Raw genomic sequence first — 25,467 nt, 5'->3', positions numbered from 1 at the left:
ATTTCAAAGAATGCTTACCTTCTTGTGACTAACCCTTTTCTTTATTGTATTTGAAAATTGGCACTAAAACTTTACATTATTAATTTAGGGCTTTGGTTCCGGCTATAAACTGATGCACTGCTTTACACCATTTTAAAGATTGATTTTTTGTGCTTTTTGAATTAGCCAAGATACTTTTTGAGCCTTTTTAATCCTATTTTCAACTCATCTAATGAGCGTGTAGAAGAAAGCGCAATACGCACATACTTGTTCGGTGTAGTCGGTCCACTGAGAAAACGATCAGAATGAAAAACTCGAATTCCATGTTTCTTCAAATCTGCTTCCAACTGCACTGGATTACTATGCTCTCCAATAGAAAGCCAACGATAAAAACTAAGAGGATGTCCGTTTAGCTCTTTTTGAGGAAAATATTCTGAATAAATATCATTTGCTGACTGGGCAAGCTGTTGTTTCTGGGAAACAATTTCATGAGCCTTTCCTGATAAGATAAGCTCTGTGATAACCTCCGCATCTAAAGAGGAGGTTTTTACATTAATATTAAAAATAGCCTGTAAAATTTTCTTGCGGAACGCATCTCCATAGACCATATAGGCGACTCGTAACCCTGAGCATATTGACTTAGAAGTACCGCAAATATAAACGCTTTGTTCTGGAAGTAAATTGAACATTGGCTGCTGATAATCAGAAATAATACCTGCCGTCAGAAATGCATGAATATCGTCCTCAATCAAGATTAAACGATGCTTACGAATGACCGTCGCTAATTCTTGCTTTCGAAAATCTGACATCATAACTGTAGTAGGATTACAGCAAGATGGCATAAGAAAGATGCCATGAATATTTAGTTGAGTACACTGCTTTTCAAGTTCTTCTGGCAGCATCCCAAACTGATCTCCAGGAATGGGCACTAACTGAATATGAAGCATTTTTGCCAACTCAATAAAATTCGAATAAGTGTATAAGTCAGTGGCAATTCGATTACCTGGCTTAAACAGTGCGGTCAATGTAATTGTTAATGCATTTTGCGCGCCAGAAACAATCGATATATGATCTTGGTCAGCTTGAATACCAAAAGATTCCATCCAGTTTAGTCCTGCAGTCTTTTGATGTGAAATACCGGTCGGATCATTATAATTGAGTAACTGTTCCAAGTAATTTTTGCTCACAACCTTTTGAATCTCCTCTGCTACAATCCAATTAGTCTGCTCAAATGAAGCTACCAAACCAAAGTCGATACAGTTTGTGATTTTATCTCTAGAAATGGTAATAGAACGAGCAGCATTAGGAGAAACAAACGTTCCTTTTCCAGTAACGGCATATATTAATCCCTTTACCTCGCATGCTTTATAAGCGCGAGTAATAGTAGTGAAATTTAAATCGAGAAAATCTGCTAATTCCCTTTGTGGAGGCAGCTTTGTTCCCGGTGCTAAAAAGCCATTTATAATATCTTGTTCCAGTAATGCCGCAATAGATTCGTAAAAAGGACGCTTTAGAGCTTTTTTGTCGGGTTTCCACGACATCGGATAATTATCGAATGAGTTTACTGGCATAGTTCACCTCTATTATCTATATATTCCAAACAATCCTATCCTTTAATGTACGGGGTGCTCCTCAAAATATTTTATCTTGTAAAAAACATTCTTCTCACACTTTGTGACTGGTACAAGAAGCAGTACCAGCCATAAAAGCTTGCCATTTCATCATAATATAGAATCGGGGCAGTTATATAAAGAGAATTGTAATACATACAATTCTCTTATTTTTTGTATGGTTTGCATGTGTTAAATTGAAATAAATCTAGTTAAGGTGTGAGTTACATGAAAGAAAAAAATAAGAAATGGAATGCATGCCGTGCTGCTTTTCCTTATACATTTCCTATTTTGACAGGGTTTATATTTTTAGGAATTGCTTATGGAATCTACATGCATTCATTGGGCTTTAGTGCTATTTATCCAATCATAATGAGCTTCACAATATTTGCAGGATCCATGGAGTTTATTGCAGCCAATTTATTACTGGCTCCATTTAATCCAGTTAATGCCCTTTTTTTAACGTTAATGGTAAATGCCCGCCACTTATTTTATGGTATCTCCATGTTAGATACATATAAAGGAACTGGAAAGAAAAAGCTTTATTTAATTTACGGACTGTGTGATGAGTCTTTTTCAATCAATTGTGCGGTTGATATTCCAAAAAACGTGGACAGAGGCTGGTTTATGTTTTTTGTGACATTCCTTAATCATTGTTATTGGTTTGTAGGAGCAGCAATTGGTGGGCTTTGTGGTTCTCTTGTCAAGTTCAACACAGAAGGAATAGAGTTTGTCATGACGGCTCTCTTTATTGTCATCTTCATTGAACAGTGGAGAAAAGAGAAAAAGCACCATAGCGCTCTCGCTGGCCTTGGACTTTCAGCCATAAGCCTTCTTATTTTTGGTGGAAACCATTTTATTATTCCAGCTATGCTTATGATTCTAACGATACTAACCTTTTTGAAAAAACCATTAGAGAAAGTAGAGGTCACAGCATGACGATGAGTTTAATGCAGCAGGTTATTACGGTCGCTATGGTTGTCTTAGGCACAATGCTTACAAGGTTTCTGCCGTTCATTGTTTTTCCGGCGAATAAACCCACACCAAAGTATGTTCAGTATCTCGGGAAAGTGCTACCCTCAGCAGTAATAGGGCTACTAATCATTTATTGCTTTAAAGATGTGAGTTTACTATCAGGTAGTCACGGTATCCCAGAGCTTATTGGAGTGGCGATGGTTGTACTGCTTCATTCTTGGAAGAGAGAGATGCTCCTCTCTATAGCAGGAGGAACGATTATCTATATGATTTTGGTGCAAATGGTTTTTTGATAAATTTATTTCTACAAAGTTTGATGAAGAATTCTCTTCTTTTATACAGCTAAAATAAAATGAATTATATTTCATCAGAGTACCGATAAGCCGGATCATGTTAACTAATTTTGTAGAAGATATACAGTTAAAATAAAGATCTTATGATTGTATTGCTTCAGTCAAATTTAACTTTTTGATCAATTCTTCAGTTGTTAAAACTTTGGCAAACTCATTATCTAAAGTTGCTAATGACACAGTATGTATTTGTTCAGCTGGATAATATGCATTATCTGCTCCTTTTATTGCAAATGCAGCTGTGGCATCTGATACGAGATACGTTTCAAATACTAAATTATCACTCATTCGAGTAAAAGTTGATACACAATGTGGAGTTGTTAATCCTACTATTACGACTTTTTCTATTTTGTTTTCTTTCAAATGGTTCTCAATCCCCCTTATTTTTTCTGAATATTTTAACATTTTTATAGATATATGCCTTTAAGATGGTATAATATAGAGAACGTCAGTTCGGGAGGCTTAATATGCAAACAAAAAAAGTTTATATTTATGTATTTAATACAATGTCAGATTGGGAGTATGGATATTTAATTGCTGAACTAAATTCAGGAAGATATTTCAGGCAAGGTTTAGCCCCTTTAAAAGTAATGACGGTAGGAGTTAATAAAGAAATTATTAAAACAATGGGGGGGCTAAGTATACAGCCTGATATTTCTCTTGATGAGTGCACTCTTCTGGATAAAGATCTTTTAATTCTACCGGGAGGAAATACATGGAGTGAGGAGATTCATCAACCTATATTGAAAAAAGTTGGGGAAGTTTTAGAGCTTGGTACTATTGTAGCTGCAATTTGTGGTGCTACTGATGCCCTTGCAAATAGTGGATACTTAGATTCTAGAAAGCATACGCTTAATAACTTAGAATATACACAAATGGTCTGTCCTAATTATAAAGGGGAGAAGTTGTATGAGATGGGACCTGTAGTATCCGATAATAACATGATTACTGCTTCAGGAGTAGCACCTCTAGAATTCGCGAGGGAAGTATTAAAAAAATTAGATGTATTTGCATCAAATACATTAGATTCATGGTATAGCTTAAATAAAACTCAGAAGTCCGAATACTTTTTTCAGTTAATGAGCTCATTATAGATTCCTAATTATATACAAGGTCGATTACAATAATTTTCTTTTTTATTTTTGTAGATACCTATAATCCGTTCTATGGTAACTAGAAAGAAACAAAAAGAAGCAAGCACGCTGTGCTTGCTTCTTTTTGTTTGACCGAAATTCATCGCAAATAACAGCATACCTAGCATAAGAATGACTGGAATTAGCACAAGAGAGATCAAACTAAAATATTTCGTTAGTCCTCTCTCCTGTTTTTCCAGAGCTATTACTCCACATGAAAAGCCAGTCAGATAAATTGTGACTCCTAAATATAATCCTCGTAGATTACTCAAAAAGCTATTACTTTTCTTTTTTATAGAAAAATGTGAAATAATTGTATACTTTTTCACTGCTCATACGTTATAAGACAGGAAGGAGGAAAAACACTTGAAAAATCGGTTATCAAACGATCAAATAAAAATTGTTATGAATCAACTTTACTTATATTTAATTAAACAAGGTGTAAACCAAGAAACAGCTAAAGATATTGTTCAAGAAGCTGTTTGCAAACTACTTCTTCATCTTGAATCGATTGATACCGATAAATATAAATCATGGCTTTTTAAAGTAGCTATAAACTTATATTACGATTACTGTCGAAAGAACAAAAAATCTCAGTACGTGGTAGTAGAAGATTACCTTATTACCAATGAACGATTAATTGAAGAGATGATGATTGTACAAGAAAATCAGCTTTTAGTAAGAAGCACACTTAAAAAGGTATCTCCCACCTTTAAGCAACTGCTTCTTTTAAAGTACGAGCTAGAGTGGTCTTATAAACAAATTGCGGAATATGTAGATATGAAACCTGAAACTGTGAAAACGTATTTAGCTCGTGCTAGAAAAACATTTAAAGAGATGTATAGGAGAGAATGTAATGAAGAAAACGAATGATGAGTTAGATTCTATTTTTGATGAAAAGTCTTTACATAGAACGTTGAAAAAAGCAAAGTATAGAGCAATTTTACGAACAGTTTTTATCTCTGCACTCGTAGTTAGCTTTGTTATTGGTTTATTTGTCAAAGGAAATAATTATTTTATTGCCTCAGAAGGAGACAAGATTACTGATCAGATAATTACTGAAAATCAGGTGAGGATGTCTCCAAACACATACACTAACACTGATAGTATTTCAATTGGAGTTTTAAAGGGAACTATTAAGAGTGAAGCATTTAAAGTAATTGAAGACAAAGTGATACCTTGGGGGACAGAAGAAGTAACGTATGATTTATTTGGAAACATGAATGCATCATTCTCCATGAGTAGTACAATTGTCAATGACACGACAATTTATCATATTCCTAATGGGCAACGTGAGATGTTATTTTATGTACCCAAATACAAATATAAGTTGTATGCGAATGACTTTAAAATGATTAAAGATTATCCAAATGACAAGTACATGGAGATGGCCATATCTTTCAATAAAAATTACACATTAAAAGAAGTACAAAAGATGCTGCCTACATCTGCTCACCAAACATGGTATTGGGTAGATAACTATGCAAAGTCTCCTGGTTACAGGGGTGATCCAGAAAATGGATCATGGTTATTAGGTATTTCTAAACCATCACCACAATTAGGAGCAAAACTAGCGACCACTAAAATTAAAACAGAAGCAGACTTTTTGAATGAGCTCCAAAAAACAGATCCAGGAGAAGCTAAAAATCTAAAAAACAAACAGAAAAATGGACTAATTATAGGCGTAGTTGTTACAGGAACAAAAGAAGAACTGCTTTCCCTAAGAAATGAACCGTATGTTAAAGCAGCTAGTTTAGGAGCAGTAGTTGATAAATATTAAGTTTTAGGAACTTGTAACGAGGAAACAATAGTTAAACATATACTTTAACACTGATATGTATAGGAGTGTTAAGTATATGCGTATCTTTTTATAATGGTCAAATATGCGTTGAAGGGATAATTTGCGAATCGTTTATAGAAATAGGAATTACTTTTATAGCCCTATTCGTCACATATGTAGCTTACGAAGTAATCTATAAAAAAGACCGTCCATAATTTCTAAAATTATGGACGGTCTTTCATTTGCTTATTCGTTAATCTTGACTAAACGTAAATCGCTCTTGATAGTTTCTATCGCTATCTTTTTCTTTCCATGTGATCACTACTTCTAGCTTTTTAGCTTTTTCAGAAAGTGGAAAATTCGCAAAGTAAAAAGGTTCTTTATCGTCTCTATTTAATGTTTCTCTTTCTGAATTAACAATTCCATATTTACTAGTAGAGTTTTCTTCGTCTCTAAAAAGTTCAATTCTTACATTAGATGCATCATTTTTAATACTTTTAATTGCCATGCTATACGTTTGATAAACACCTTTTTTAGCTTTTATAGCATGTGGATCGTTATTTTTTGCTTTGTCTATTTCAACAGTCCATTGGTCAGATTTTTGAGTGTTAGGAAGTTGATTAAAAGTTAAAGCACTGGCTTGTATATTGTTATTGAAAACAAAAAGTACAACAGCTAATGAAAATAAAAATAAGTAATTTTTCATTTATGTACGCCTCTCATTATTTTTAGTTGGACTTATTGTTCTCTTTATAATCGCAAATATTCAGAGTCACTTTTGAGACCCTTTTCTTACTTAGTCAGCACACTTGTCCCAATTAAAAGGTTCTAGCTCAAGCTTAGCTGCTTTGATTTCATCAACTGTCATAACAACCCAAATATTCCCCATTTTATTTAATTCTTTTAATACGTTATTTCCGTCAACTCTTTTATAAAGAAAATATCCTCTTGTGCCTTTTAAACCATTCTCCAAAAACAATCTCATTGATCCAATGCTACCTCCGACAAATAAGTGTTGCAATGAGATCTGGTCAGAATGGTCATTGATGTTATCGCCTACTTTTAAATCTAATTCTCTGTTTGTGAATTCCTGAAACCCAGATAAATCTAAGCTATAACTTTTAACGATATCTTTTAGCACCCTATCATCAAGTTTTTTACGATACTTTTCAAATTCCTCGCTACAAGCTTTCTCGGGTCGATTTCTTTCTTCCGTTGAATTGGCAAATACAGTTCCGTAATTTGTGCCATAAGCGTAGATACCAAGTATCAGCAGTAAAAGAACTGCCCTTTTATTCATATAACTCACCCTATATTCATATTTTGTTGTGTTTTTGCCCAGTTGCGTTGTGGCTATCCTTCTGTTTTCCTGAAGTAAATACTGCTTTGATTTCATCATAATAAATATGTATTCAATAGGAGATAGTAACTAAAAAATGCGAGGAAATATCATGAAAAAACTTATTTTAATTATAGTCTTGTCGTTTGTAGCACTTGCTTATCCATATCAAGCTAATGCCAGTAAAATGCCTTGTAGTTCGATATTAGAGCCTGTAGACAAACATTTAAAAAACGCCAAAGGAACGGCTCTAATTTACAAAGTACAATTGAATCCACCCAGTTTTGCTCGAACAAACATTAGTATTATGGCTGTTCACCTTCCTCACCCTTCTACTTATGGTAGGTATGATCAATATGAAGGATTTGCATCCATCCCAGGTTATATTAGCTGGCGTTTTAAACTTTATTCTACACCTGAAGAAGATGGCGTTACGTGGGCGGGAAAGTTCGATTGGATTACGGAAGAGATGAAAAATGTCAAGATACAGGTGCGCCCTTCAAATTCTAAAACAGAAAAATTAGGATCACCAGTTTTACAGAGTACCCTTTCGTCTTGTAATTGAGCTAAATAGCTTAAAACGAATCGTTTAGTTTAATACATGCTCATTCAATATTTCTAAATCAATATTATGTAGGTGATTAAGATGAAGAAAAAGATATACATTTGTTTATTTCTTGTAGGACTAGCCTTTACATACGGTGAAAGTGCATCTGCCACCTTAGATAAGCAGGAACTGTATGAAGAAAGTTATCCGAAAATTGGTTATCAATCAGTAGATAATGCGTTATTGGCATTTGAGCGTCACTTTAAGAAAGACGTAATCCTACCTCTTAGAGTTCCATCTCTTCCTTTTACTCATTGCTTGGGGCGCTTTAGTGATTTGCAAGGTACGATTAACGACTCATTTGATTTAGAATGTGTTCATGATCAAATTCCAGAAAATCATTACACAATTGAAATTAGGCCTAGTAAGCATAAAATACAGTTTACGAATAAGCACATAAAAAGATCCTATCTTCTTAAAGATGGACAATCAGCTCATTATATAGAAAATTCAGGATCCGAGATGCTTGTTTTCGAAAAAGCCAATTGGCAGTATCTGCTTAGTATTGATAAGAGAGTTTCAAAACAAGTATCGATCCAATCTCTTATTGAAATAGCTAATTCAATTGATTATTCAACCAAAAAGAAAAAACTACTATAGTGATGTGAATTTTACGACTCAATAATTAATAAAAAGAAACCTTTGTCCATATTGGCAAAGGTTTTTCAAATTTATTGGGTTAGGGGGAATACGTTAGTAGTTTGGCTATATTTATAGATTAATATACAGTGTGATTTATAATGTTGGTATTTAGTAAAGTCTCAATATATGGGAGGTGGCAAGATGGATGAACTTTAAGATTTACTGTCTTACGGGATTTTAATGAAGCCTACTTCTTATTCCAAGTTACAATTAGCTATTGAAGAGTTAACATCGGAGGAGTGGTTTAGAGAGTTGTATAGGATTCCACCTTATAATTCTGCTGTTTGGAAAGATAAAACGATAAAGAATGTCCTCATAAATCCCGAGCAAGTGAAGTTGATAAAGCAGCACCAGAATTATGCAATGGAATTTATTAACCTCGTCAAAGAATCAGCCAAATAAAACAGAATAAACCTACTGGGCCACTGTAGGTTTTTCTGTTTTATGCTATTAATACTTCACATTAAAATTTCGATGATTCCATATACGTTGGATAGCTTGCTCAGTTTATAAAATTCACCCTAATTTGCGTTTGAATTCTTTACTAGCAAGGAAGTAAGCGATGACCATGATACCTAGGCACCAGGCAAGAGCACTCCAGATATCGTTGCCAACAGATCCTTCATACAAGAGTGCACGAATCGTATTCACGATTGAAGTCACGGGCTGGTTCTCGGCGAATGCACGAACAGCTTTAGGCATCGTTTCAGTGGGAACAAAGGCGGAACTAATAAAAGGTAGGAAAATCAGTGGGTACGAGTAGCCTGTGGCTCCTTCCATAGATTTCGCTGTCAGTCCTGGAATAATGGCCAACCATGTCAGGGCTAGCGTAAACAGCCCGATTATCCCGGCTACCGCGAACCAATCTAGGATATCAGCGCTGGAGCGGAAACCCATCAAAAGCGCGATGAGGATAACTATTACGATAGTAAGCGCATTGGAAACAAAAGATGTCAACACGTGAGCCCATAATACCGAGGACCGTTTAATAGGCATAGTAATAAAACGGGCCATCAGTCCACTTTTTACATCATTAAATAGCCGCAAGGAAGTGTAAGCGACGCCGGATGCGATAGCCATCAGCAAGATTCCTGGTAATAAATAATTGACGTAATTGGCTGTTCCTGTATTTATGGCACCCCCAAATACGTAGACAAACAGTAGCATCATCATAATTGGCGTAATCGCCACCGTAATAATCGTATCCGGGCTGCGCATAATAGTGCGCATCAAACGTCCTAGTAATACAGCTGTATTGTTTTTCATTTACATTTCCTCCTTTTTGCCGATGATTGCGAGGAAGATTTCTTCCAATGTTGGCTGTTTCTCAATGTGTTCCACTTTTGCTGGGGGGAACATCTCTTTAAGTTCGGTAAGGGTACCGGTTTTGATGATTTTTCCGCCATGTAGGATGGCTATCCGATCTGCCAGTTGTTCAGCTTCCTCCAGGTACTGAGTCGTGAGCAAGATGGTCGTACCACCGCCAGCAAGCTCTTTGACGGTGTTCCAGACTTCAATCCGGGCTTCCGGATCAAGTCCGGTCGTCGGTTCGTCGAGAAAAATAACGGCTGGCGCCCCAATCAGACTCATAGCTATATCAAGTCGGCGCTTCATTCCACCGGAATATTGATTCGCCCGGCGATTGGCTGCATCGGTCAAGCTGAATCTTGCAAGAAGATTGTCAGCTACTTCATTAGGATTAGATACCCCTCGCAATTTGGCGATCATTATCAGGTTTTCCTTCCCAGTCAGCATGCCGTCTAACGCCGCGAACTGCCCCGTTAGGCTGATGTTCTGGCGGACGTCAGCCGGTTGACGTTGGACGTCAAATCCGCAAATACTTACTTCGCCGCTATCAGCCTTCATCAGTGTTGAAAGAATGTTAACTGTCGTCGTCTTGCCTGCTCCATTTGAGCCCAGCAGTGCAAAAATTTCACCGCGCTGTACCTCAACATTCACCCCTTTTAAAACTTCTTTGTCTTTAAAGGACTTTTTTAACTCTTTTACAAAAATCACTTTATTTCTCATACGTTTTTCCTCCTTTTAAAAGCTCCACAAGCTGGCTTGCTAGAACTGTCATGCTGTAACTAAGCTGAGCGTCTCGTAGAGCTAGATTTTTGACACCTTACTATTCAGTCTGACTTATATTCTGTATCACTTAGTACTGAGTTTAAAAAATGACTGAATAGCAAAAGCAACAATCTATACTTGCAACTAGCTATTCAGTCGATGTTATTGATTAAATTTATTTTTTCCTAATCGTTCCTTAATACTCTGATTCAAATCTTCACGATACTTAACCATATAAGTTTTAGCATTTGCCACTAGTTCATCAGCAAAGGAAGCCACATCGTCTCCAGTAATTTCGAGCACCTGTCTACCTTCTGCAGCACCTTCTTCGAATAAATCAATTAATTCATACTGCATGTGTAGCATATCCATTCCGTTGCCCGATGAGAAATTCCACATGTAGTTTTGAATTTTTTTAAATACAAACTGATAGTCCTCTGGCAAGGCTTCAACCCGTGCCATCATCATTTTATACTCTTTTTTATCACCAATCATTTTTTTGAATATTTCCAGCATGTCATTTTTCCTCCTTTTTATAAAGCTTCATAAGATGCTTTAAAACTATCCGACGGTCTATCTTATGAAGCTAGTTTGACTTCAAGACGTTGATTTTTGATGATACAAAATCCCACCTTTTCCAAAACAGCTCAAGCTCCTTGTAGCCCGCCTCATTAAGCGAATAAAATTTGCGGGGTGGGCCCATATCTGATGGTTTTTTTTCTATATTCACAAGTTTTTTCTTTTCTAATCGTACGAGAATAGTGTAGACCGTCCCTTCCACAACCTCGATAAATCCAAGCTCGTTCAGACGGCGTGTAATTTCATAGCCATAGGTTTCATGGCGGCTGATAATTTCTAACACACAGCCTTCCAGCGAACCCTTCAGCATTTCAGTTAAATTTTCGATCTTCAGAACCTCCTCTATATTGTCTGACTTATATTCTGTATTACTTAGTACCAAGCCGATTTTTACTTAATAACTTTTAAAATTAAGCTATTAAGTAATACTTAGTATATGTAGATTGTAATACTTAGTACCGGGCATTTCAACTATTTTTTAAAATATTTTAAAAAATAGTTATGCTTTTTATTATAGAAAAACCATTTTTTATCAAAATGAGTTACTTCTGTTAGTACATTGCCTTCCTTCTCATTAATCCTCAATCTCAATTCCAGCTTGTTCAAATGGTTCCAATACTTCTGGATCGCACATGGAAATATAGTCCACTGCTTTTAGATTCTTTAAGTTCTGAAACCCTTCAACAGATAGTACGTCAAATAAACTGTCTTCTCCATCCCAGTCTGGCTTTAGAATATGATAAATTTCATTACCTCCATCAAAGCAAAGGCATTCAACCTTTTCCAAATCACTCTTTTCCAGAGTTAACTCTTCTAAATAATTCCTGATTTCAACAATTGGGCCAGCACCAGAATACCATTCGAAATTATTTGTATACTTATCTTTTAAGTCGGTTAATTCTTTTAGAAATAATGGCTCTTGATCTAATAAAGCTTCAATAACCACTAATTTAAAATTAAAATCTTTAAACATTCCACTTTCCCCCATTTTGCTACCTCCGATTTTATCTCTGTATTAGGCTTGCAATCGCCCCTGCACTATTCGTATTATAACAATCATCTATAAACAAAACCTGCGTTTTCATATATGTTTTTCGTTTTTATTATTTTCTCGTTGACGGCACAACTGAACCAAACATTCAACCACAACTTAGTTGACTTTACTTTTATTCCGTGTTAATTTGTATATGCAAATGAAGAAAAGGAATGATTACATGAATAACGAAGAAGAACAAATATTAATACACTGTCTTTACTTTACAGCTAGCCGATTTGCTCGTAACATTACAAAATTAGCTGAAAAAACATTTGATTTTGGTGACGTCGCTCCTTCCTATCTTTACATGATTATGATTGTAAAGTTTCATCCGGATATCACGCAGAAAGAATTATGCCACAAGTTATCGATTGCCCCTTCTACAAGTACGAGGTTTATTGATAAACTTGAAAAATTAAAGCTTGTCGTCAAAAAAATGGATGGAAAGCAGACGCGGATCTCTTTAACGGATGAAGGAGAAAAAGTGTATCATCAGTTTCGCGTTTCTTTAAAAGAATTGTTTACTAATTACTCAGAAATATTAGGAGATGAATTTAGTAAAGACTTAAGTAAAATGCTGCATGAAGCGAGCAATAAGTTAGAGAAAGAATCGTAATTTTTTTACCCCTTCATTTGCATATACAAATATAATGGGAGGATTCAATATGTCTGAAAAACTATTACTAATTGTTGGTTCTGGTCCAGGGATTAGCTTAAATACAGCAAGAAAATTTGGAAAAGAAGGATTTAAAGTGGCTATGATTTCCCGTAGTATGGACTCCTTACAGAGATATGAAGATGAACTTAAAAACGACGGAATTATAGCAAAAGGATTTCCAGGTGATGTCTCTTCTGAAGAATCCTTAAGAAAAGCCATTGATAAAGTAATTAAAACTTATGGAAAAGTTGATGTTCTTTTATACAATGCTGCTTCAGGAAGACCTGGCAAACCAACAACATTAAGCGCTGATCAATTAGTGGAAGATTTTAAAATCAGTGTAGCTGGAGCTCTTACTGCTGTTAAAGAAACAGTTCCCCATATGCAAAACGGTGCTATTTTATTAACAGGCGGCGGATTAGCTCTTCATCCATATGCTGACTATTCTTCATTAGCGATTGGAAAAGCGGGCATTCGTAACTTAGCATATAGCTTGAATCAAGAACTTGCTTCAAAAGGAATTTACGTTGGAACGTTGACTATTAAGGGTTTTGTTGAAGAAGGAACGTACGTCTCACCTGCAAATATTGCTGAGACCTTCTATCACATGTTTGAAAACCGAAAAGACGTAGAGGTCACTTTTGAAGAAAAGTAAAAATTTTTAACATATCATTTGTATATACAAATATAAAAGGAGTTTAGTTATGAAAAAAACATTAGTTATTGTTGCACATCCCAATTTAACCACTTCAACCATTAATAAAACATGGAAAGATCGCTTGAGTCAAGAGAGCGACATTACTGTTCATGATTTATATGCCACATATCCAAACGGTACTATTGATGTTGCTTACGAACAACAATTGCTGCTTGAACACGAACGGATTGTGTTTCAATTCCCGCTCTACTGGTACAGCAGTCCTTCTTTATTAAAGGAGTGGCAGGATGTTGTTCTTAGTTATGGTTGGGCATACGGATCTGAAGGCACAAAATTGCATGGAAAAGAGTTTATGTTAGCCATTTCAACAGGCGGACCTGAAGCAGCCTATCAAGCTGGTGGATCTAACCTTTTCAGCATGAGTGAACTAACCAAACCGTTTCAAGCAACAGCAAACTTGACCGGTATGCGATTTTTGCCTTCTTTCATAAAACAAGGAGTACGTATCTTAACGAACGAACAAGTCCATGAAAGTGCTGAGGAGCTGGTACGTCACTTAAAACTTACTTTTTAAGTGATGAGAATTAAAAATTGTAAAGTAGAGGAAAAAATTAAAAAGACTAACATTAAAAACCTTAAAGCCGACACTTACTATTGTTATCACGGTGGGAAACTCAGTTTAACATGAAGAGTTAAACATGATCTCTTGAATGAGACAGCTTTCTTATTTATTCGTTGATCATGCACAACATTTTGTATAAGCTGTTAGAGAAAATAAGCGTTACCCATAAAAGAGCAACCCTTCAAAGGTTTGCTCTTTTTTTGCTTGCATAAAATTCAATAAACTCTTTTTTTGATAATGGCTTTAATTCTTCCTGTTCAGCTCTCATTCTTTCTTCAAGTTCATCTACCGTTGTATCTGCAATATTTTCACCTTTATGCCAATACATATAACGGTTTCTCATCTCGATAAACCTACACTTAGCTGCAAAATCCTCCAGAGAAAAAATACCGTAACCTGTATTTTCTCTTTTAGTGTGTTCAAATACGTAGATCGTTTCTTCCCCGTCGTTCGATAATTCATCGTTCTCTATTACAAAATATTTTATCGTATCACCTTACTCTTAGATTTATAGGATAGTGTATAGAAACTGTTGTTCTCTTGCTATATACAGTTAGTTAGTATGATAAAATCATAGAAACTAGAAAAGATTGTAATGGGAGTTAATTATGAAAAATAAAGATTTTTTATTATCAATTGTTTTCAATGTATTTTTAGCTTATCTATGGATCTTTTTCATTTATTTAATTTTTGATTTTGTTCAGTTAAAGGAGAATGCTTTGTTGCTTGGACTAGCACTCGCATCCATAGGCACTCTACTCTTCGCAGAGGTAATAAGAAGAGTTAATCCCTTTGTGACATATAAAATTACTCACCCTGTAAAAATTGCGGGATTTATATCTTTTGGGTTGATTGCTAGTACGAATCTATATTGGATAAGTTTTTGCTAGTTATACTAACAGCCTTTAGATTGATCAATCTAAAGGCTATTTTGATTGTTGAAACAGGTATTATATTCGCTCCAACTTATTTTTTTACTTCGTCCAAAGTAGCTTTAATAATATTAATAATGACCTGAGGTTGATCAACATGAAGAAGGTGCCCTGCGCCCTCCACAACAATATGTTTACTTTTCTTTGACAAGCGTGTAAGGTCTCTTTGAAATAGATTCCAAGCTGCAAAGGATTCAGCTGTATGATAAGACTGTAGGCCAGCGCTCACAACTATAAGGGGGACGTCTCCCAAAGATTGAACTTCACTTATTTGCTCAAAGCTTTTTTCAATATCACCTATAGAACCTTCGACTGAAAACTGGCTAAAATAAATAGACCTCATTTCTTCAGTAAATAATGGCGGCATAATTTTATTTTGGTCTTCATGACAGGAATCTAAAAGGATTATTCCCGCTACTTCTTCAGGATATGTACTAGCGTATAATCTTACATTTGCCCCTCCAATTGAGTGACCTACAAGTACGTATGGTGGCTTAATATTGGCATTTTGTAAAAGAATATGTAAATTTCTAACGGACTGGTTACTGTCTTTTAATCTAGCGTCTTGTTCACTTTCTCCCAAGCCTGATCTATCATAGATAAAGAACTGAGCAAATGTTGATATTTCCTCTTTAATTGGATTCCAGTAATCACAAGTGCATCCATATCCAGACTCAAATATAATTGTTACGTCTTCATTTTGTTTTTCAAAAAACTCGTAATAAAGTTTAATACCGCCAATATCTTGCATTTTTCCTGTTTTAATTACTTCTTTCATATAAAAAGCCTCCAGATATATTCACATTTTGATAATTCATTCACTTTATAAATCTTATTATTTAAAAAAGAGTATTGCCAAAGATATCCTACTAAAAAATAAGTTTGATTCATAAACCAAAAGAATTAGTTAGCATTACAAGAGTTTCTTTTGATAGCAATAGCACTCATGCACTCTATTGTATTCACGAATAACCCTTTCCTTTTCAGGTCCTGTATAATGGGCAAATACCTGAACTGGCTGTAAATGGTGGACTGAGCTACTAATTGTTTTTTTTATTTCCGTAGGTCTTTCAAGGAATACATGCAAATAGGATGTCCTTACTTTGAAATTGTTTTTTAAATACCATTTATTTACCCAGTTATCATCTCGAGTCCACGCTTCAAGATAAGTGATTCCTAGCTTTCTAACTCGATTTTCTGCTTCATAAAGTAGTTGATTGGCAATACCTTTACGACGAAAATCTGGGTGAACGGCAAGGTGCCAGATCATACCTCCAAGCCTGCTCTCTAAACCGGAACAAACCGTGCCTTTTTGAGATTCACATTCAACATCAATAAGTCCCACAATTTGTTTATTTTCTACAGCCACTAGCTCAACAGCTGAATTTTTGTATTTCTCTTTCACTCTAAGAACGTTATCAAAATAAGCAGTGTTCAAGAACGATAATACTCTACAGTGAACCCATTCAGTTTCATCTGTTTCTTTATAATCTCTTATATACAAGGAAAGCCTCCTAAACTTATTGATCTCTTAAGGAGACTTTTTCTCTTATCACTAATAAAATCCCTTTTTAATAACAAAAGTTTTATTTAGTCGGATAAGAAGGCAGCACTATTACGGATACTCGCTTGTCTGGATAATTTTAAAGTAAAAAATTTAATTCTCATTTTTTAATCAATACATTCGTAGGTCATTTTAAGATTTAAATCAACCGAAAAGATAATAGATTTTTTACACAGAATAAAAGTTCGTAAACGCATGTCTTTTCAGTTCATATGCATTGTAACCTTAACTATTCAACATCAAAGCGAGCTATTAAAATAGTTAATGCTAAAAAAGCTAAGTTTCTTAATCCTATGAACAAGAAACTTAGCTTTATCTTTTATTTAGATACTTTGATAACTGTACCATTTACATTGATTGCTTTGATTTTTGATAAATCTAACGGAGAAGAAGGTAGAAATTTAGCTTTAACGCTTTTATTATCACTAAAGTTTTGTAATGAGTCGAGTGATTGAATGCTTCCATTTTTCATTTTCACACTCACTTTTATGTTATCAGTATCTTTAAATTGGCCTTTTCCATATAGCGTTACACCTAGAGATGAAAGGGTCATTTTAGTTGCTTTCCAACTGCCCAAGTCTTCATTAAAGTTCAGGCTTTTTTCATTTTCTACAGAATGGAGTTTAAATGTAGTGCTCCAATCACCTTTTGTAAAATTACCGTTAGATACAAGGTGTCCCATCAGCTTTAACTTACTAAGATCTTCATTATTTACATCAAAAATATATTCTACATATTTATTTCCGTAAACGGTTTTCCCTGATTTATCTACTCCGTAATGGACGTTTGAAGAAGCATTTATCTGCTTTCCAAAGGAATCAACTAAGTAAAAATCTCCGTGGCTATCTATATCGTCGTCGGACCATTTTGTTTGAACGTGAAGTTGACCATCCACAAATCCAATGTTGGATACATGCATAAATTTTATTTTTGGCAGAGAAAGAATGTTTTCATTAGGTTTTAAGATTTCTATCTTTTCACCTTTTTCAAGTTTATCAAACATCTCTCCACCACCTCCAGACGTACTATCTGAGTTAAGAGAAACTGTCGCTACTTCTTTATTTTTTAAATCTGCTAAGTGAGTGTCTACATGAATACCATCATGGTTATGCTTGTGGCTAAGGAAAGAGCTTATTCGCAAATTGATTTTTTTATGATTAAAGTTTGTGCCTCCGTTTGCTTGAACTCGTAACGTCGCTGTGTTTGTATCTTTATCGTAGTCAACAATTTGGCTATTAAACATATGCCCTTCAGTTAGTGTGTAATCATAAAGGTCCAACGTTTTGTCTATGCGGTTACCGGTTAAATCTTGCATCGTAACATAAATAACAGCCATTTCATCATCATTCATGGCACCTATAACCTTCATTTTTATTCCTTTATCTTCACTAGTGGTTTCAATAGGCTGAAGAAGCAAGGCAATGTCGGGACTAACAAGAGATAGTAAGTGGTTAAAACTTGGAAAGGCCGTGGCACTTACACCTGTAGAGCCTATAAGGAATAAGGCTGCGGCAGCCGGAAATACAATTGCTTTTTTAAATGTTCTTCTTGGTTGCTCTGATTTAGCCTTTTCTACACCGAGTTTGGCTCTCCTATGTAATTCTTTTGGAATTTCAATTTGTTCAAGTTCTTGTTTTAGTTTATTCTTCATAAATACCAACGCCTTTCACTTGTTTACGAAGTTTAGCTAAAGCACGATATAAAATAGATTTTGCCGTGCCCAAAGGAATGGTTAACGTCTCAGCTATTTCCCTAAAAGAATAGCCTTCATAAAACCGTAAAATAATAACACTTTTTTCATCTTCATTTAATTCTTCTACTAGTTGGTGAAGGGACAATGTAAGGGGAATATCTTCAATGTCTGAACCGATGATTTCCTCATGTTCTGGATGTAATTGAACGACCTTGCTATTTTTTCTTAGATGATCGATTGCGCACCTAATGGTAATCTTGATTAACCATGTCTTAAAGTATTCAGGCTTTTTTAATGTATTTACCTTTTTAAAAGAACGGTAGGCTACTTCTTGTACTACATCGAGCGCATCATCCTTATTTTTGACATATACATAAGCCATTCGATAAATATCTTGTTCATATGTCTGAAAAAGCTTCAAAAAAGCTTTATCATTACCTTTTTGAGCTTTCTTAACGATCCTAATAATTGAAATCCTTCCTCTCTTCTTTTTCCTTTTATACTTATTAGACAAAATTACTTGGCATTTGGCTTAAAGTTTTAATAAAAAAAATGAACTAGCGGTATAAAAAGACTCTAATTACCTTTTAGTCAAGGTGTTTTTGACTAAGAGCATGGTAAAGATTATAGAAAATATAAAAAGCTATCCCGCCATTGGCAACCGAGATAGCTTTCTAGTAGAAATGCATTTAATTTTCTTTGTTTATTGTTTTCATTCTTCCGTTTATTAAAGATAGTATAAGCTGTAGAATTTTTGTTGTAATGGTATACATTAATGATTTACTACTTACCTAAATCCCATTTAATAAGGTGGCCTGCGTGGGTAAGGCCTCCTCCAAATCCGTAGAGTAAGAGAACATCTCCATTTTTTAATTTCCCGTCGTTTATCCCTATTTGTAGTGCTAGAGGAATGGAAACGGAAGAAGTGTTTCCCATGTACTCAACACTAGTTAATGTCTTCTCAACTGGAAACTCTGATCTTTCACATATAGACTCAATCATTCGTAAATTGGCACTGTGTGGAACGAACCAATTTACTTCTTTCTTTTGTAGATTTGCTTGTTCTAGCAATTCAGATATACCTAAAGGAATTGTTCGAGATGCCCACTTATATACTTCCCTTCCGTTTTGCACCATCTTCCCACTCGAACTCAAAGGTTGTCCATGCATAGTAGTAGATAAATTGGTTCGGTATACATGTTTACCTCCTTTTCCATTTGTACCGATATGCGTAGCAATAAAACTCGGGCGTTCTACGTCACTTTCGACCAAAACAGCTGCAGCTCCATCCCCAAATAGGACACATGTAGTGCGATCTGTATAATCTGTAACCTTTGATAACGTTTCTGCAGTTACGATTAGGACTTTATGATGAAGTCCTGATGTAATAAAAGCGTTTGCCATGTGTAATCCGTATGTAAAACCAGCACAGGTAGCGTTAAAGTCTAAAGCCCCGGTTGTAAGAATATCAAAGTAATCTTGTATTTGGGCTGCTACGCTTGGAAATGCATAGTCCGGTGTTGTAGTTGAGACAACGATACACCCTACATCCTTTAACTCTTTCTGATATTGCTCCACTAAGTTTTCAATTGCTTTAATAGCTAGGTCAGAAGAATATTCGTTTTCATCAGCAATTCTTCTTTCCCTCATGCCAGTTCGTTTCAAGATCCATTCATCGTTTGTATCTACAATTCTTTCTAAATCGTCATTGGTAAGTCTTTTTTCTGGTACATATGTACCTATTGCTGTAATACGTGCAGTTGATTTCATTGTATTCACCCTTCTCTTATTTATTACCAAGATATATAAATTGATATTAGTACTAGGTACTAATAAAGTCAATGATTTTATATGAAAAAATTGTAAATTAAATTCATTCAAGCTTAATGATAAAAATATAAACCTCTCCCGAATTATACCTGGAAGAGGTTTATATTTAGTAAGCTTATTAGAGGGTTAAGGTAATGACCATATGCATAAAACCCAAATTTTTTTATTCATTCATTTTATTATTTCTCTTGCATCAAACCTTTATAAATAAGGGATCTATAAAAAGCTGTATAAACGATAAACTCAAAAGGCGAACAAGCCCTTGAGTACCAAGGGTTTGTTTTTTGCATGAGTTCCGGAAAGAGTGATTATGTTAAGTATGAGTATAAAGATAAGTCATACCAATCAAAAGTTATCCAATTCAAGTCTGTTTAACCAGTTATGAACTAATTCGTTAAATACATCAGTTTGTTCAATTTGTAGGTTGTGACCAGCCATATCAAGCACTGCAAAAGTTGCCCTTGGGTAATCTTCGATTAGTTGCCACGCATCATGATATCCCACTACATTATCCTGACGCCCTGTTATAATGAGTGTGGGATGCTCAAGTTTAAATGAAATATCAAAGGTAAAGCCATATCCATTTTGACGAATGCTGCTTACAAATTCATGATTTGTTTGTTTAGAAGGAAGTAAAATTTCATTTTGAAACCTCTCCCATTCAGTTTGACCTTGGACTACCCCCATGGAACAAAATTCATCAGCCTCCTCTGGAGACAAACGTGATATCAAGTCGTTGTCTTTCTTTAGAACAGTCTGTTGGGGCACCACTCTTTCATCATATTCAGGTATAATCAATGGTGCCATTAGTAGTAATCCACGAACTTTGTCCTGACGTGAACGAACTATACCTCTGGCAATGTATCCTCCATATGAATTGCCACAAACAATAAACTGTTGGTCAGGTATAATTTCGTCCAAAAGACATAATATCGCTTCTAAAATATTATCAGAGTTCTGAATAGACAATTGAGGCTCAGAATTGCCCATCCCTGGTAAGTCTATGTATATTCTCTTCCAATGGCTTCGTTTCTCGAATAACGGTTCCATTGCATTTAACATCACTTGATGGTCAAGTGTCCACCCATGCAACATAACGATGGGATATCCATCTCCAATTACTTTATAGTAAATCGACAAATTTTTTTCCCCTTTCTGTGTATGACAAATGTATCTGCATGAACATTTGATTTTTCCATACATATATTGTAATCTTAACAAAATTTCTTTTGAAAATGGATTTATTTTGATTATTGTATAACCATTAGTTTATTGGTTTATCTATGAATCTGTATTAATATCTAAAAAAGAGAAAAAGAGCACCGGTAAGTGATTAGGTGCTCTTTTTTGTTCCTAAAAAGCACATTATGTGAACTGAACAAGTATAGATTATACAGTCTAAAAACAGAAGGAACTACTGTCCCTCAACAGTAGTTCCTTGTTGTAATATAAATGCATTTTGGATGATCTAATTTACCTGAAGTAGTTTATACAGAAAGAATGATTGACGAATGACTCACAGAGACAGATTCTTTTTTAGTTATTTACTAACTTCCACTACGAATGGAACTATAAAGACTTTGTTACTACGCTGAAACTCTCCCCAAATTTTATAGACGCCAGGTGAAGGAAATGTGGTATGGAACATAGCTTTAGATCCTTTTATCCTTTCATCCATTGGGTGTACGTGCAGATATTTTGTTGCGTCTTGATTTAGAATGACAACGTGTCCTACAGCTCCAAGGTATGGTTGTAAATCCTGAATAGGCTGTTTGGTTTTAGCGTCTTCAAAATGAAAATTTAGCATAGTTTCCTCATTCGCTTTTAGCTGGCTATCTATTTTAAGAGACACTTGATTTCCATCAACAGTTTTTAATAATTTCTTATCAGGTATAAGGCTAACAGGAGCTGATGTATTTCCCTTAACAGAAACCGTATGCATTTGAACTGTATCCGATTGTCCTTTCGGTACAAAGTCAGCAATTAATTTAAATGATCCACCCTGAGTAAACGTAACAGGTACTGTAAAAACACCTTTTCCCTTATAAGTAGGATGGATGTGTTGATATTTTGACAAGTCTTTGCTTGCAACAATCAGATGCATTTTCTTTTCATGATTTACCTCAAATTCGGAAATAGGCTTCCCTTTATTATCTTTGATTGTGATTGTTAACTGATTGGTTGTATTAGCCTGAGGATAATGTTCAAACTTCCAATCGGTTTGTACGGCAACTTGTCGTTTTTCTTTTGAAGAATCGTTATGGTCCATGTTTGCCATGTCGTGTTTCATCTGCTTATATTCAGAATCCTTATTACATGCTACCAAAGAAATCATAGTTAAGAGAGATACCGCGACAAATAGTAACTTTTTCATATATACACCCTTTCATTGTAATAAGTACTGCTGTCCACCATTTATATCAAATAGATGTGGAGAAACTGTGCAGATCTATCCATACAAGTATAGCCTCTATACCCAAACACAGAATTAAGTAAAAATCGATAAGTAATTACGTAAACTTACTTATAATAAATTGTGTTTAATAAAAATAAGAAATCTTAAAAGGCATGCGTATTAATACGCATGCCTTTTAAGTGAGCTTTCATAAAAAATCCCAAAATATAAATACCAGATAATGCTTATAGGGTTTGTCAAGAATTATTTTATCAAATAAATGCCGATTGTTAAATATGGAAATATAATCAATTAAATAGGTTCATTTGGATAATATTGGTGAATTAGATGCAATTACATAACTAGAAAGGTGTGTAAAATGACTATAAACTATACTTCTACTGACGGTATATTTGATACTGTTTCACAACGTTAATGAGATTAAATTTACTCCTTCTTACGAACTTCCACTAGAAATAATTTTTTATCAAAGACTCCTCTTTTATCAGCTTTATGTCGTCTAACTGTCTCCAAATCTTCGATGGAAAATCCATGACACTTTGTTAATCCATAGATTACTTCTAATAAATCTGCAAGTTCTTCTATAGCCTCATTTGAGTTAGAAGCTGCTAAATACTCATTTAATTCTTCCTGACTTTTCCTTTGAAGTTCTATTATATAATCCTGTTCTGTTAAAACTTCAACCACACACTCGCCTTCGGATTCTTGGATAATTTCGGGTATGCGGTCTCTAATTAGTTTATTATAAATGGTCATATATCTTATCTCCTTTATAATTAGAGTGTTTACTATACAGACGTAGCAGAACTATCTAAACAAAAAAACAAGCCTTTGAAAACAAATGCTTGTTTTTGTTTAGAACTTATTAATATAAACTGTTAGAAGGTATTTTCATCTGTATCTACATTGATTAGTTTTTCACATTCAACAACACGTTTCATTGCTTGAATGTGTCCTAAATGATTGGATTCATGTAATACGGCCAAACCTGCTAATTCTTCAAAAGTTTCAAATCCCATAAATGGTTTTTGAAGTGTTTTCTTTAATTGGTCATTTGGAATTTGCTGAAGACGAATGGCCTGATCCTTGAGCTGAATAATCAATTCGTATAAGCTAGGCACCTCATCCTTCCAATCAGCTGGTTTTGTACCATTATCAAACAATTCGATATAGTTTGCTGGAAGGTAAGTCGTTTTTTCTGGAAAGCCAAACATTAATTGCTCAGTGAATGTTAATACATGGCCAACATGCCAATGAATTGTATTGTTAAAACCATCTGGCTGAACACTCGCTACTTCTTTAGAAATAGATTCTACATTTCTTATAAAGTAATCCTTTGCCACTTTAAACTGCTTAAATACTAATTCATTCATATAGTCTCACTACCTTACAATCATTATTTTTTACTTTAATATTCCTATACAGGTATTTGATATTTAGGTGAGAAAGAACGTAATCTCACAACAGAATGCTTTAAATATCTAACTAGCTGATTTATTTCATCTTCAGTGGTTAGTGCTCCTATACTTATACGAATTGAGCTTCTAATCTCGTCATCTGTCTTTCCAATTGCTTTTAATACATGTGAAAGTTTTGATGAAGTAGAGCTACATGCGGAAGCAATAGATACACAAATTCCCAATTCATTTAACATACTGGCTAAGGATTCCCCTCTAATCCCAGAAAATTGAATGTTTATCGTGGAGGGAACATTAGCATGTATGTCTCCGTTTATTAAACAATCCTCAATTTCTGCTTGGAGATTAGTTAAGAATAAGTCACGTAGATACTCTATCTTTGTAATATTAAAGTATAGATCTTCTTGAACTATTTTTGCAGCAATCCCAAAACCGACAATACCTGCTACATTTTCTGTTCCAGAACGCATACCAAATTCTTGAGATCCCCCAAGGATAAGAGGAGGAATATTCACATCTTCACGTAAATATAAACACCCTACTCCCTTAGGTCCATAAATTTTATGTGCTGACATGGATAAACTATCAACTGGAAGTTCCTTTAAATTAACTGTTATTTTCCCAACTGCCTGCACTGCATCGCAATGGAAATGAATATTGTGCTTTTTACACAGGTTACCTATTTCTTTTATAGGCTGTATAGACCCAATTTCATTATTTACCATCATGACTGTAACAAGAACGGTTTTGCTAGTTATAGCTCTTTCGATATCATTAAGATCCACAATACCAGCCGAATTGACAGGTATTGTGGTAATTTGAAATCCATGATGCTTTCTTAAGTAATCACAAGTTTTTAAGATAGCTGGATGTTCAATTGCACTTGTAACAATATGTTTCCTCTTTGAATTTTTAGCTGCTATGCCCTTTAATATAGTGGAATTTGCCTCAGATCCACCACTTGTAAAAAATATATTACTATCCTCAACACCAATAAGATTAGCTATATCTTTACGTGCTATTTCAATGGCCTCTTTAGCGCGATACCCTATAGAATAAGTACTCGACGGATTTCCAAAATGATTTTGAAGATACGGTAACATACCTTCTAGTACTCTTGGATCAATAGGAGTAGTGGCATTATAGTCAAAATAAATAGGTGTATGCATTGTTAAAATGCACCTTCCCCTTCAACCAGAAATTCTTTCTGTTCAAATTTCTTTTTTGTTGGATTTGCGCACTGATTTAGAATATTTAAAGCGATATCAACACAATGAAGCTGTGAAGGTTCTAACTCACCTAACCATTCAACAACATCATCGCGTATAATAGACGAAATTTCAGCTTTAGACATACTAACTATTTTTTCTGAAACAATACTTGCTGTAGCAATAGACGTAGAGCATCCATAAGCTCTATAAGCTACATCGGAAATAACCTCTTGGTTTAACCTTAAATACATGTGTACTGTATCACCACAAATAGGATTACTGATTTCGATCACATAGTCCGCATCTGTAAGTTCACCAATATTCCTAGGATTCATAAAATGGTCACAGATTATATCATTGAACAT

At 34.8% G+C, this 25,467-nt stretch carries 31 protein-coding genes and 1 pseudogene; 11 read left to right on the top strand and 21 right to left on the bottom strand.

All coding sequences use genetic code 11. The features are described from left to right. Nucleotides 1–161 precede the first annotated feature (161 nt). On the bottom strand, nucleotides 162–1,550 hold the full coding sequence (locus tag MMB69_RS06550; RefSeq protein ID WP_277447407.1) for an aminotransferase-like domain-containing protein: 1,389 nt from the start codon (nucleotides 1,548–1,550) through the stop codon (nucleotides 162–164). A gap of 267 nt (nucleotides 1,551–1,817) precedes the next feature. Here MMB69_RS06550 and azlC point away from each other — a divergent pair, with 267 nt between their 5' ends. Together azlC and MMB69_RS06540 are read left to right on the top strand one after the other, a co-directional pair. After that, a complete protein-coding gene (gene azlC / locus MMB69_RS06545; RefSeq protein ID WP_277447406.1) occupies nucleotides 1,818–2,528 on the top strand; it encodes an azaleucine resistance protein AzlC in 711 nt (236 codons plus the stop codon). Continuing rightward, nucleotides 2,525–2,857: a branched-chain amino acid transporter permease gene (locus tag MMB69_RS06540; RefSeq protein ID WP_221786177.1), complete on the top strand. Its 333-nt coding sequence runs from the start codon at nucleotides 2,525–2,527 to the stop codon at nucleotides 2,855–2,857. Before azlC ends, MMB69_RS06540 begins: the two co-directional genes overlap by 4 nt. A 141-nt stretch (nucleotides 2,858–2,998) precedes the next feature. Here the strand turns inward: MMB69_RS06540 and MMB69_RS06535 are convergent. Beyond that, a pseudogene (locus tag MMB69_RS06535) lies at nucleotides 2,999–3,289 on the bottom strand (isochorismatase family protein); the annotation flags it as partial. A 92-nt stretch (nucleotides 3,290–3,381) separates the two neighbouring features. Between MMB69_RS06535 and MMB69_RS06530 the strand changes: the two are divergent. From MMB69_RS06530 to MMB69_RS06520, 3 genes are all read left to right on the top strand, one after another. Next, the gene (locus MMB69_RS06530) at nucleotides 3,382–4,008 is read left to right on the top strand and encodes a type 1 glutamine amidotransferase family protein (protein ID WP_221786178.1); all 627 of its coding nucleotides are present in this window, start codon (nucleotides 3,382–3,384) and stop codon (nucleotides 4,006–4,008) included. 405 nt (nucleotides 4,009–4,413) lie between these two features. Then, on the top strand, nucleotides 4,414–4,920 hold the full coding sequence (locus MMB69_RS06525; RefSeq protein WP_277447405.1) for an RNA polymerase sigma factor: 507 nt from the start codon (nucleotides 4,414–4,416) through the stop codon (nucleotides 4,918–4,920). After that, the gene (locus MMB69_RS06520) at nucleotides 4,904–5,827 is read left to right on the top strand and encodes an anti sigma factor C-terminal domain-containing protein (RefSeq protein ID WP_277447404.1); all 924 of its coding nucleotides are present in this window, start codon (nucleotides 4,904–4,906) and stop codon (nucleotides 5,825–5,827) included. Before MMB69_RS06525 ends, MMB69_RS06520 begins: the two co-directional genes overlap by 17 nt. 253 nt (nucleotides 5,828–6,080) lie before the next feature. On the opposite strand, the gene MMB69_RS06515 is transcribed toward MMB69_RS06520, so the two are convergent. Both MMB69_RS06515 and MMB69_RS06510 read right to left on the bottom strand, forming a co-directional pair. Next, nucleotides 6,081–6,533, bottom strand: a complete 453-nt coding sequence (locus MMB69_RS06515) for a hypothetical protein (protein ID WP_277447403.1) — start codon at nucleotides 6,531–6,533, stop codon at nucleotides 6,081–6,083. Between the two features lie 90 nt (nucleotides 6,534–6,623). Continuing rightward, nucleotides 6,624–7,127 carry a hypothetical protein gene (locus MMB69_RS06510; protein ID WP_277447402.1) on the bottom strand — a complete coding sequence of 168 codons (504 nt, stop codon included), beginning with the start codon at nucleotides 7,125–7,127 and terminating at the stop codon, nucleotides 6,624–6,626. Between the two features lie 151 nt (nucleotides 7,128–7,278). Between MMB69_RS06510 and MMB69_RS06505 the strand changes: the two genes are divergently transcribed. Further along, nucleotides 7,279–7,731, top strand: coding sequence for a YoqH family protein (locus MMB69_RS06505; protein WP_277448048.1), 453 nt, complete (start codon nucleotides 7,279–7,281; stop codon nucleotides 7,729–7,731). 81 nt (nucleotides 7,732–7,812) lie between these two features. Then, entirely contained in the window at nucleotides 7,813–8,373 is a 561-nt protein-coding gene (locus MMB69_RS06500) for a hypothetical protein (protein ID WP_277447401.1), read from the top strand. Between the two features lie 558 nt (nucleotides 8,374–8,931). Here the strand turns inward: MMB69_RS06500 and MMB69_RS06495 are convergent. The 5 genes from MMB69_RS06495 to MMB69_RS06475 all read right to left on the bottom strand — a co-directional run bounded on the left by MMB69_RS06495 (nucleotide 8,932) and on the right by MMB69_RS06475 (nucleotide 12,052). Next, the gene (locus tag MMB69_RS06495; RefSeq protein ID WP_277447400.1) at nucleotides 8,932–9,681 is read right to left on the bottom strand and encodes an ABC transporter permease; all 750 of its coding nucleotides are present in this window, start codon (nucleotides 9,679–9,681) and stop codon (nucleotides 8,932–8,934) included. Beyond that, nucleotides 9,682–10,443 (bottom strand): ABC transporter ATP-binding protein, encoded by a 762-nt coding sequence (locus MMB69_RS06490; protein WP_277447399.1) that lies wholly within the window; start codon nucleotides 10,441–10,443, stop codon nucleotides 9,682–9,684. Between the two features lie 204 nt (nucleotides 10,444–10,647). Next, nucleotides 10,648–11,001: a DUF1048 domain-containing protein gene (locus MMB69_RS06485; protein ID WP_277447398.1), complete on the bottom strand. Its 354-nt coding sequence runs from the start codon at nucleotides 10,999–11,001 to the stop codon at nucleotides 10,648–10,650. Between the two features lie 70 nt (nucleotides 11,002–11,071). Continuing rightward, on the bottom strand, nucleotides 11,072–11,392 hold the full coding sequence (locus MMB69_RS06480; protein WP_028414817.1) for a PadR family transcriptional regulator: 321 nt from the start codon (nucleotides 11,390–11,392) through the stop codon (nucleotides 11,072–11,074). Between the two features lie 246 nt (nucleotides 11,393–11,638). After that, the gene (locus MMB69_RS06475) at nucleotides 11,639–12,052 is read right to left on the bottom strand and encodes a DUF6892 domain-containing protein (RefSeq protein ID WP_277447397.1); all 414 of its coding nucleotides are present in this window, start codon (nucleotides 12,050–12,052) and stop codon (nucleotides 11,639–11,641) included. Nucleotides 12,053–12,278: 226 nt separating this feature from the next. On the opposite strand from MMB69_RS06475, the gene MMB69_RS06470 reads away from it, so the two are divergent. Genes MMB69_RS06470 through MMB69_RS06460 form a run of 3 tightly spaced genes read left to right on the top strand, consistent with a single transcriptional unit; the run spans nucleotide 12,279 to nucleotide 13,990 of the window. After that, on the top strand, nucleotides 12,279–12,716 hold the full coding sequence (locus tag MMB69_RS06470) for a MarR family winged helix-turn-helix transcriptional regulator (protein ID WP_014458900.1): 438 nt from the start codon (nucleotides 12,279–12,281) through the stop codon (nucleotides 12,714–12,716). Between the two features lie 49 nt (nucleotides 12,717–12,765). Next, nucleotides 12,766–13,413 carry an SDR family NAD(P)-dependent oxidoreductase gene (locus MMB69_RS06465; RefSeq protein WP_028414818.1) on the top strand — a complete coding sequence of 216 codons (648 nt, stop codon included), beginning with the start codon at nucleotides 12,766–12,768 and terminating at the stop codon, nucleotides 13,411–13,413. Nucleotides 13,414–13,462: 49 nt separating this feature from the next. Further along, the gene (locus MMB69_RS06460) at nucleotides 13,463–13,990 is read left to right on the top strand and encodes an NAD(P)H-dependent oxidoreductase (RefSeq protein WP_277447396.1); all 528 of its coding nucleotides are present in this window, start codon (nucleotides 13,463–13,465) and stop codon (nucleotides 13,988–13,990) included. Between the two features lie 229 nt (nucleotides 13,991–14,219). Here MMB69_RS06460 and MMB69_RS06455 read toward each other — a convergent pair whose 3' ends face one another. Further along, entirely contained in the window at nucleotides 14,220–14,381 is a 162-nt protein-coding gene (locus MMB69_RS06455) for a hypothetical protein (RefSeq protein ID WP_269871484.1), read from the bottom strand. Between the two features lie 265 nt (nucleotides 14,382–14,646). Between MMB69_RS06455 and MMB69_RS06450 the strand changes: the two genes are divergently transcribed. Continuing rightward, nucleotides 14,647–14,928 (top strand): hypothetical protein, encoded by a 282-nt coding sequence (locus MMB69_RS06450; RefSeq protein WP_277447395.1) that lies wholly within the window; start codon nucleotides 14,647–14,649, stop codon nucleotides 14,926–14,928. Between the two features lie 76 nt (nucleotides 14,929–15,004). Here MMB69_RS06450 and MMB69_RS06445 read toward each other — a convergent pair whose 3' ends face one another. From MMB69_RS06445 to MMB69_RS06395, 11 genes are all read right to left on the bottom strand, one after another. Continuing rightward, nucleotides 15,005–15,748 (bottom strand): alpha/beta fold hydrolase, encoded by a 744-nt coding sequence (locus tag MMB69_RS06445; RefSeq protein WP_277447394.1) that lies wholly within the window; start codon nucleotides 15,746–15,748, stop codon nucleotides 15,005–15,007. A 135-nt stretch (nucleotides 15,749–15,883) separates the two neighbouring features. Further along, a complete protein-coding gene (locus tag MMB69_RS06440; RefSeq protein ID WP_277447393.1) occupies nucleotides 15,884–16,474 on the bottom strand; it encodes a GNAT family N-acetyltransferase in 591 nt (196 codons plus the stop codon). A gap of 379 nt (nucleotides 16,475–16,853) precedes the next feature. Then, on the bottom strand, nucleotides 16,854–18,185 hold the full coding sequence (locus MMB69_RS06435) for a DUF4179 domain-containing protein (protein WP_277447392.1): 1,332 nt from the start codon (nucleotides 18,183–18,185) through the stop codon (nucleotides 16,854–16,856). Then, the gene (locus MMB69_RS06430; RefSeq protein WP_416234887.1) at nucleotides 18,175–18,648 is read right to left on the bottom strand and encodes an RNA polymerase sigma factor; all 474 of its coding nucleotides are present in this window, start codon (nucleotides 18,646–18,648) and stop codon (nucleotides 18,175–18,177) included. Before MMB69_RS06430 ends, MMB69_RS06435 begins: the two co-directional genes overlap by 11 nt. A 362-nt stretch (nucleotides 18,649–19,010) precedes the next feature. Then, a complete protein-coding gene (locus tag MMB69_RS06425) occupies nucleotides 19,011–19,997 on the bottom strand; it encodes a ketoacyl-ACP synthase III (protein WP_277447391.1) in 987 nt (328 codons plus the stop codon). Between the two features lie 405 nt (nucleotides 19,998–20,402). Further along, a complete protein-coding gene (locus MMB69_RS06420) occupies nucleotides 20,403–21,197 on the bottom strand; it encodes an alpha/beta fold hydrolase (RefSeq protein ID WP_264408325.1) in 795 nt (264 codons plus the stop codon). Between the two features lie 400 nt (nucleotides 21,198–21,597). Then, the gene (locus MMB69_RS06415; protein ID WP_277447390.1) at nucleotides 21,598–22,431 is read right to left on the bottom strand and encodes a hypothetical protein; all 834 of its coding nucleotides are present in this window, start codon (nucleotides 22,429–22,431) and stop codon (nucleotides 21,598–21,600) included. Nucleotides 22,432–22,899: 468 nt separating this feature from the next. Beyond that, on the bottom strand, nucleotides 22,900–23,229 hold the full coding sequence (locus MMB69_RS06410) for a nucleoside triphosphate pyrophosphohydrolase (protein WP_269871478.1): 330 nt from the start codon (nucleotides 23,227–23,229) through the stop codon (nucleotides 22,900–22,902). Between the two features lie 122 nt (nucleotides 23,230–23,351). Beyond that, nucleotides 23,352–23,846, bottom strand: a complete 495-nt coding sequence (locus tag MMB69_RS06405) for a DinB family protein (RefSeq protein WP_277447389.1) — start codon at nucleotides 23,844–23,846, stop codon at nucleotides 23,352–23,354. Nucleotides 23,847–23,890: 44 nt separating this feature from the next. Further along, the gene (locus tag MMB69_RS06400; protein ID WP_277447388.1) at nucleotides 23,891–25,060 is read right to left on the bottom strand and encodes a cysteine desulfurase family protein; all 1,170 of its coding nucleotides are present in this window, start codon (nucleotides 25,058–25,060) and stop codon (nucleotides 23,891–23,893) included. Between the two features lie 2 nt (nucleotides 25,061–25,062). Beyond that, nucleotides 25,063–25,467 carry an iron-sulfur cluster assembly scaffold protein gene (locus MMB69_RS06395; protein WP_098334625.1) on the bottom strand — a complete coding sequence of 135 codons (405 nt, stop codon included), beginning with the start codon at nucleotides 25,465–25,467 and terminating at the stop codon, nucleotides 25,063–25,065.

The organism is Priestia sp. P5, assembly GCF_029522155.1.
In the GTDB taxonomy this organism is placed as follows: domain Bacteria; phylum Bacillota; class Bacilli; order Bacillales; family Bacillaceae_H; genus Priestia; species Priestia megaterium_E.
Note: the sequence above shows the minus strand (reverse complement) of the source record. Positions and strands in the feature narration are given on the sequence as shown.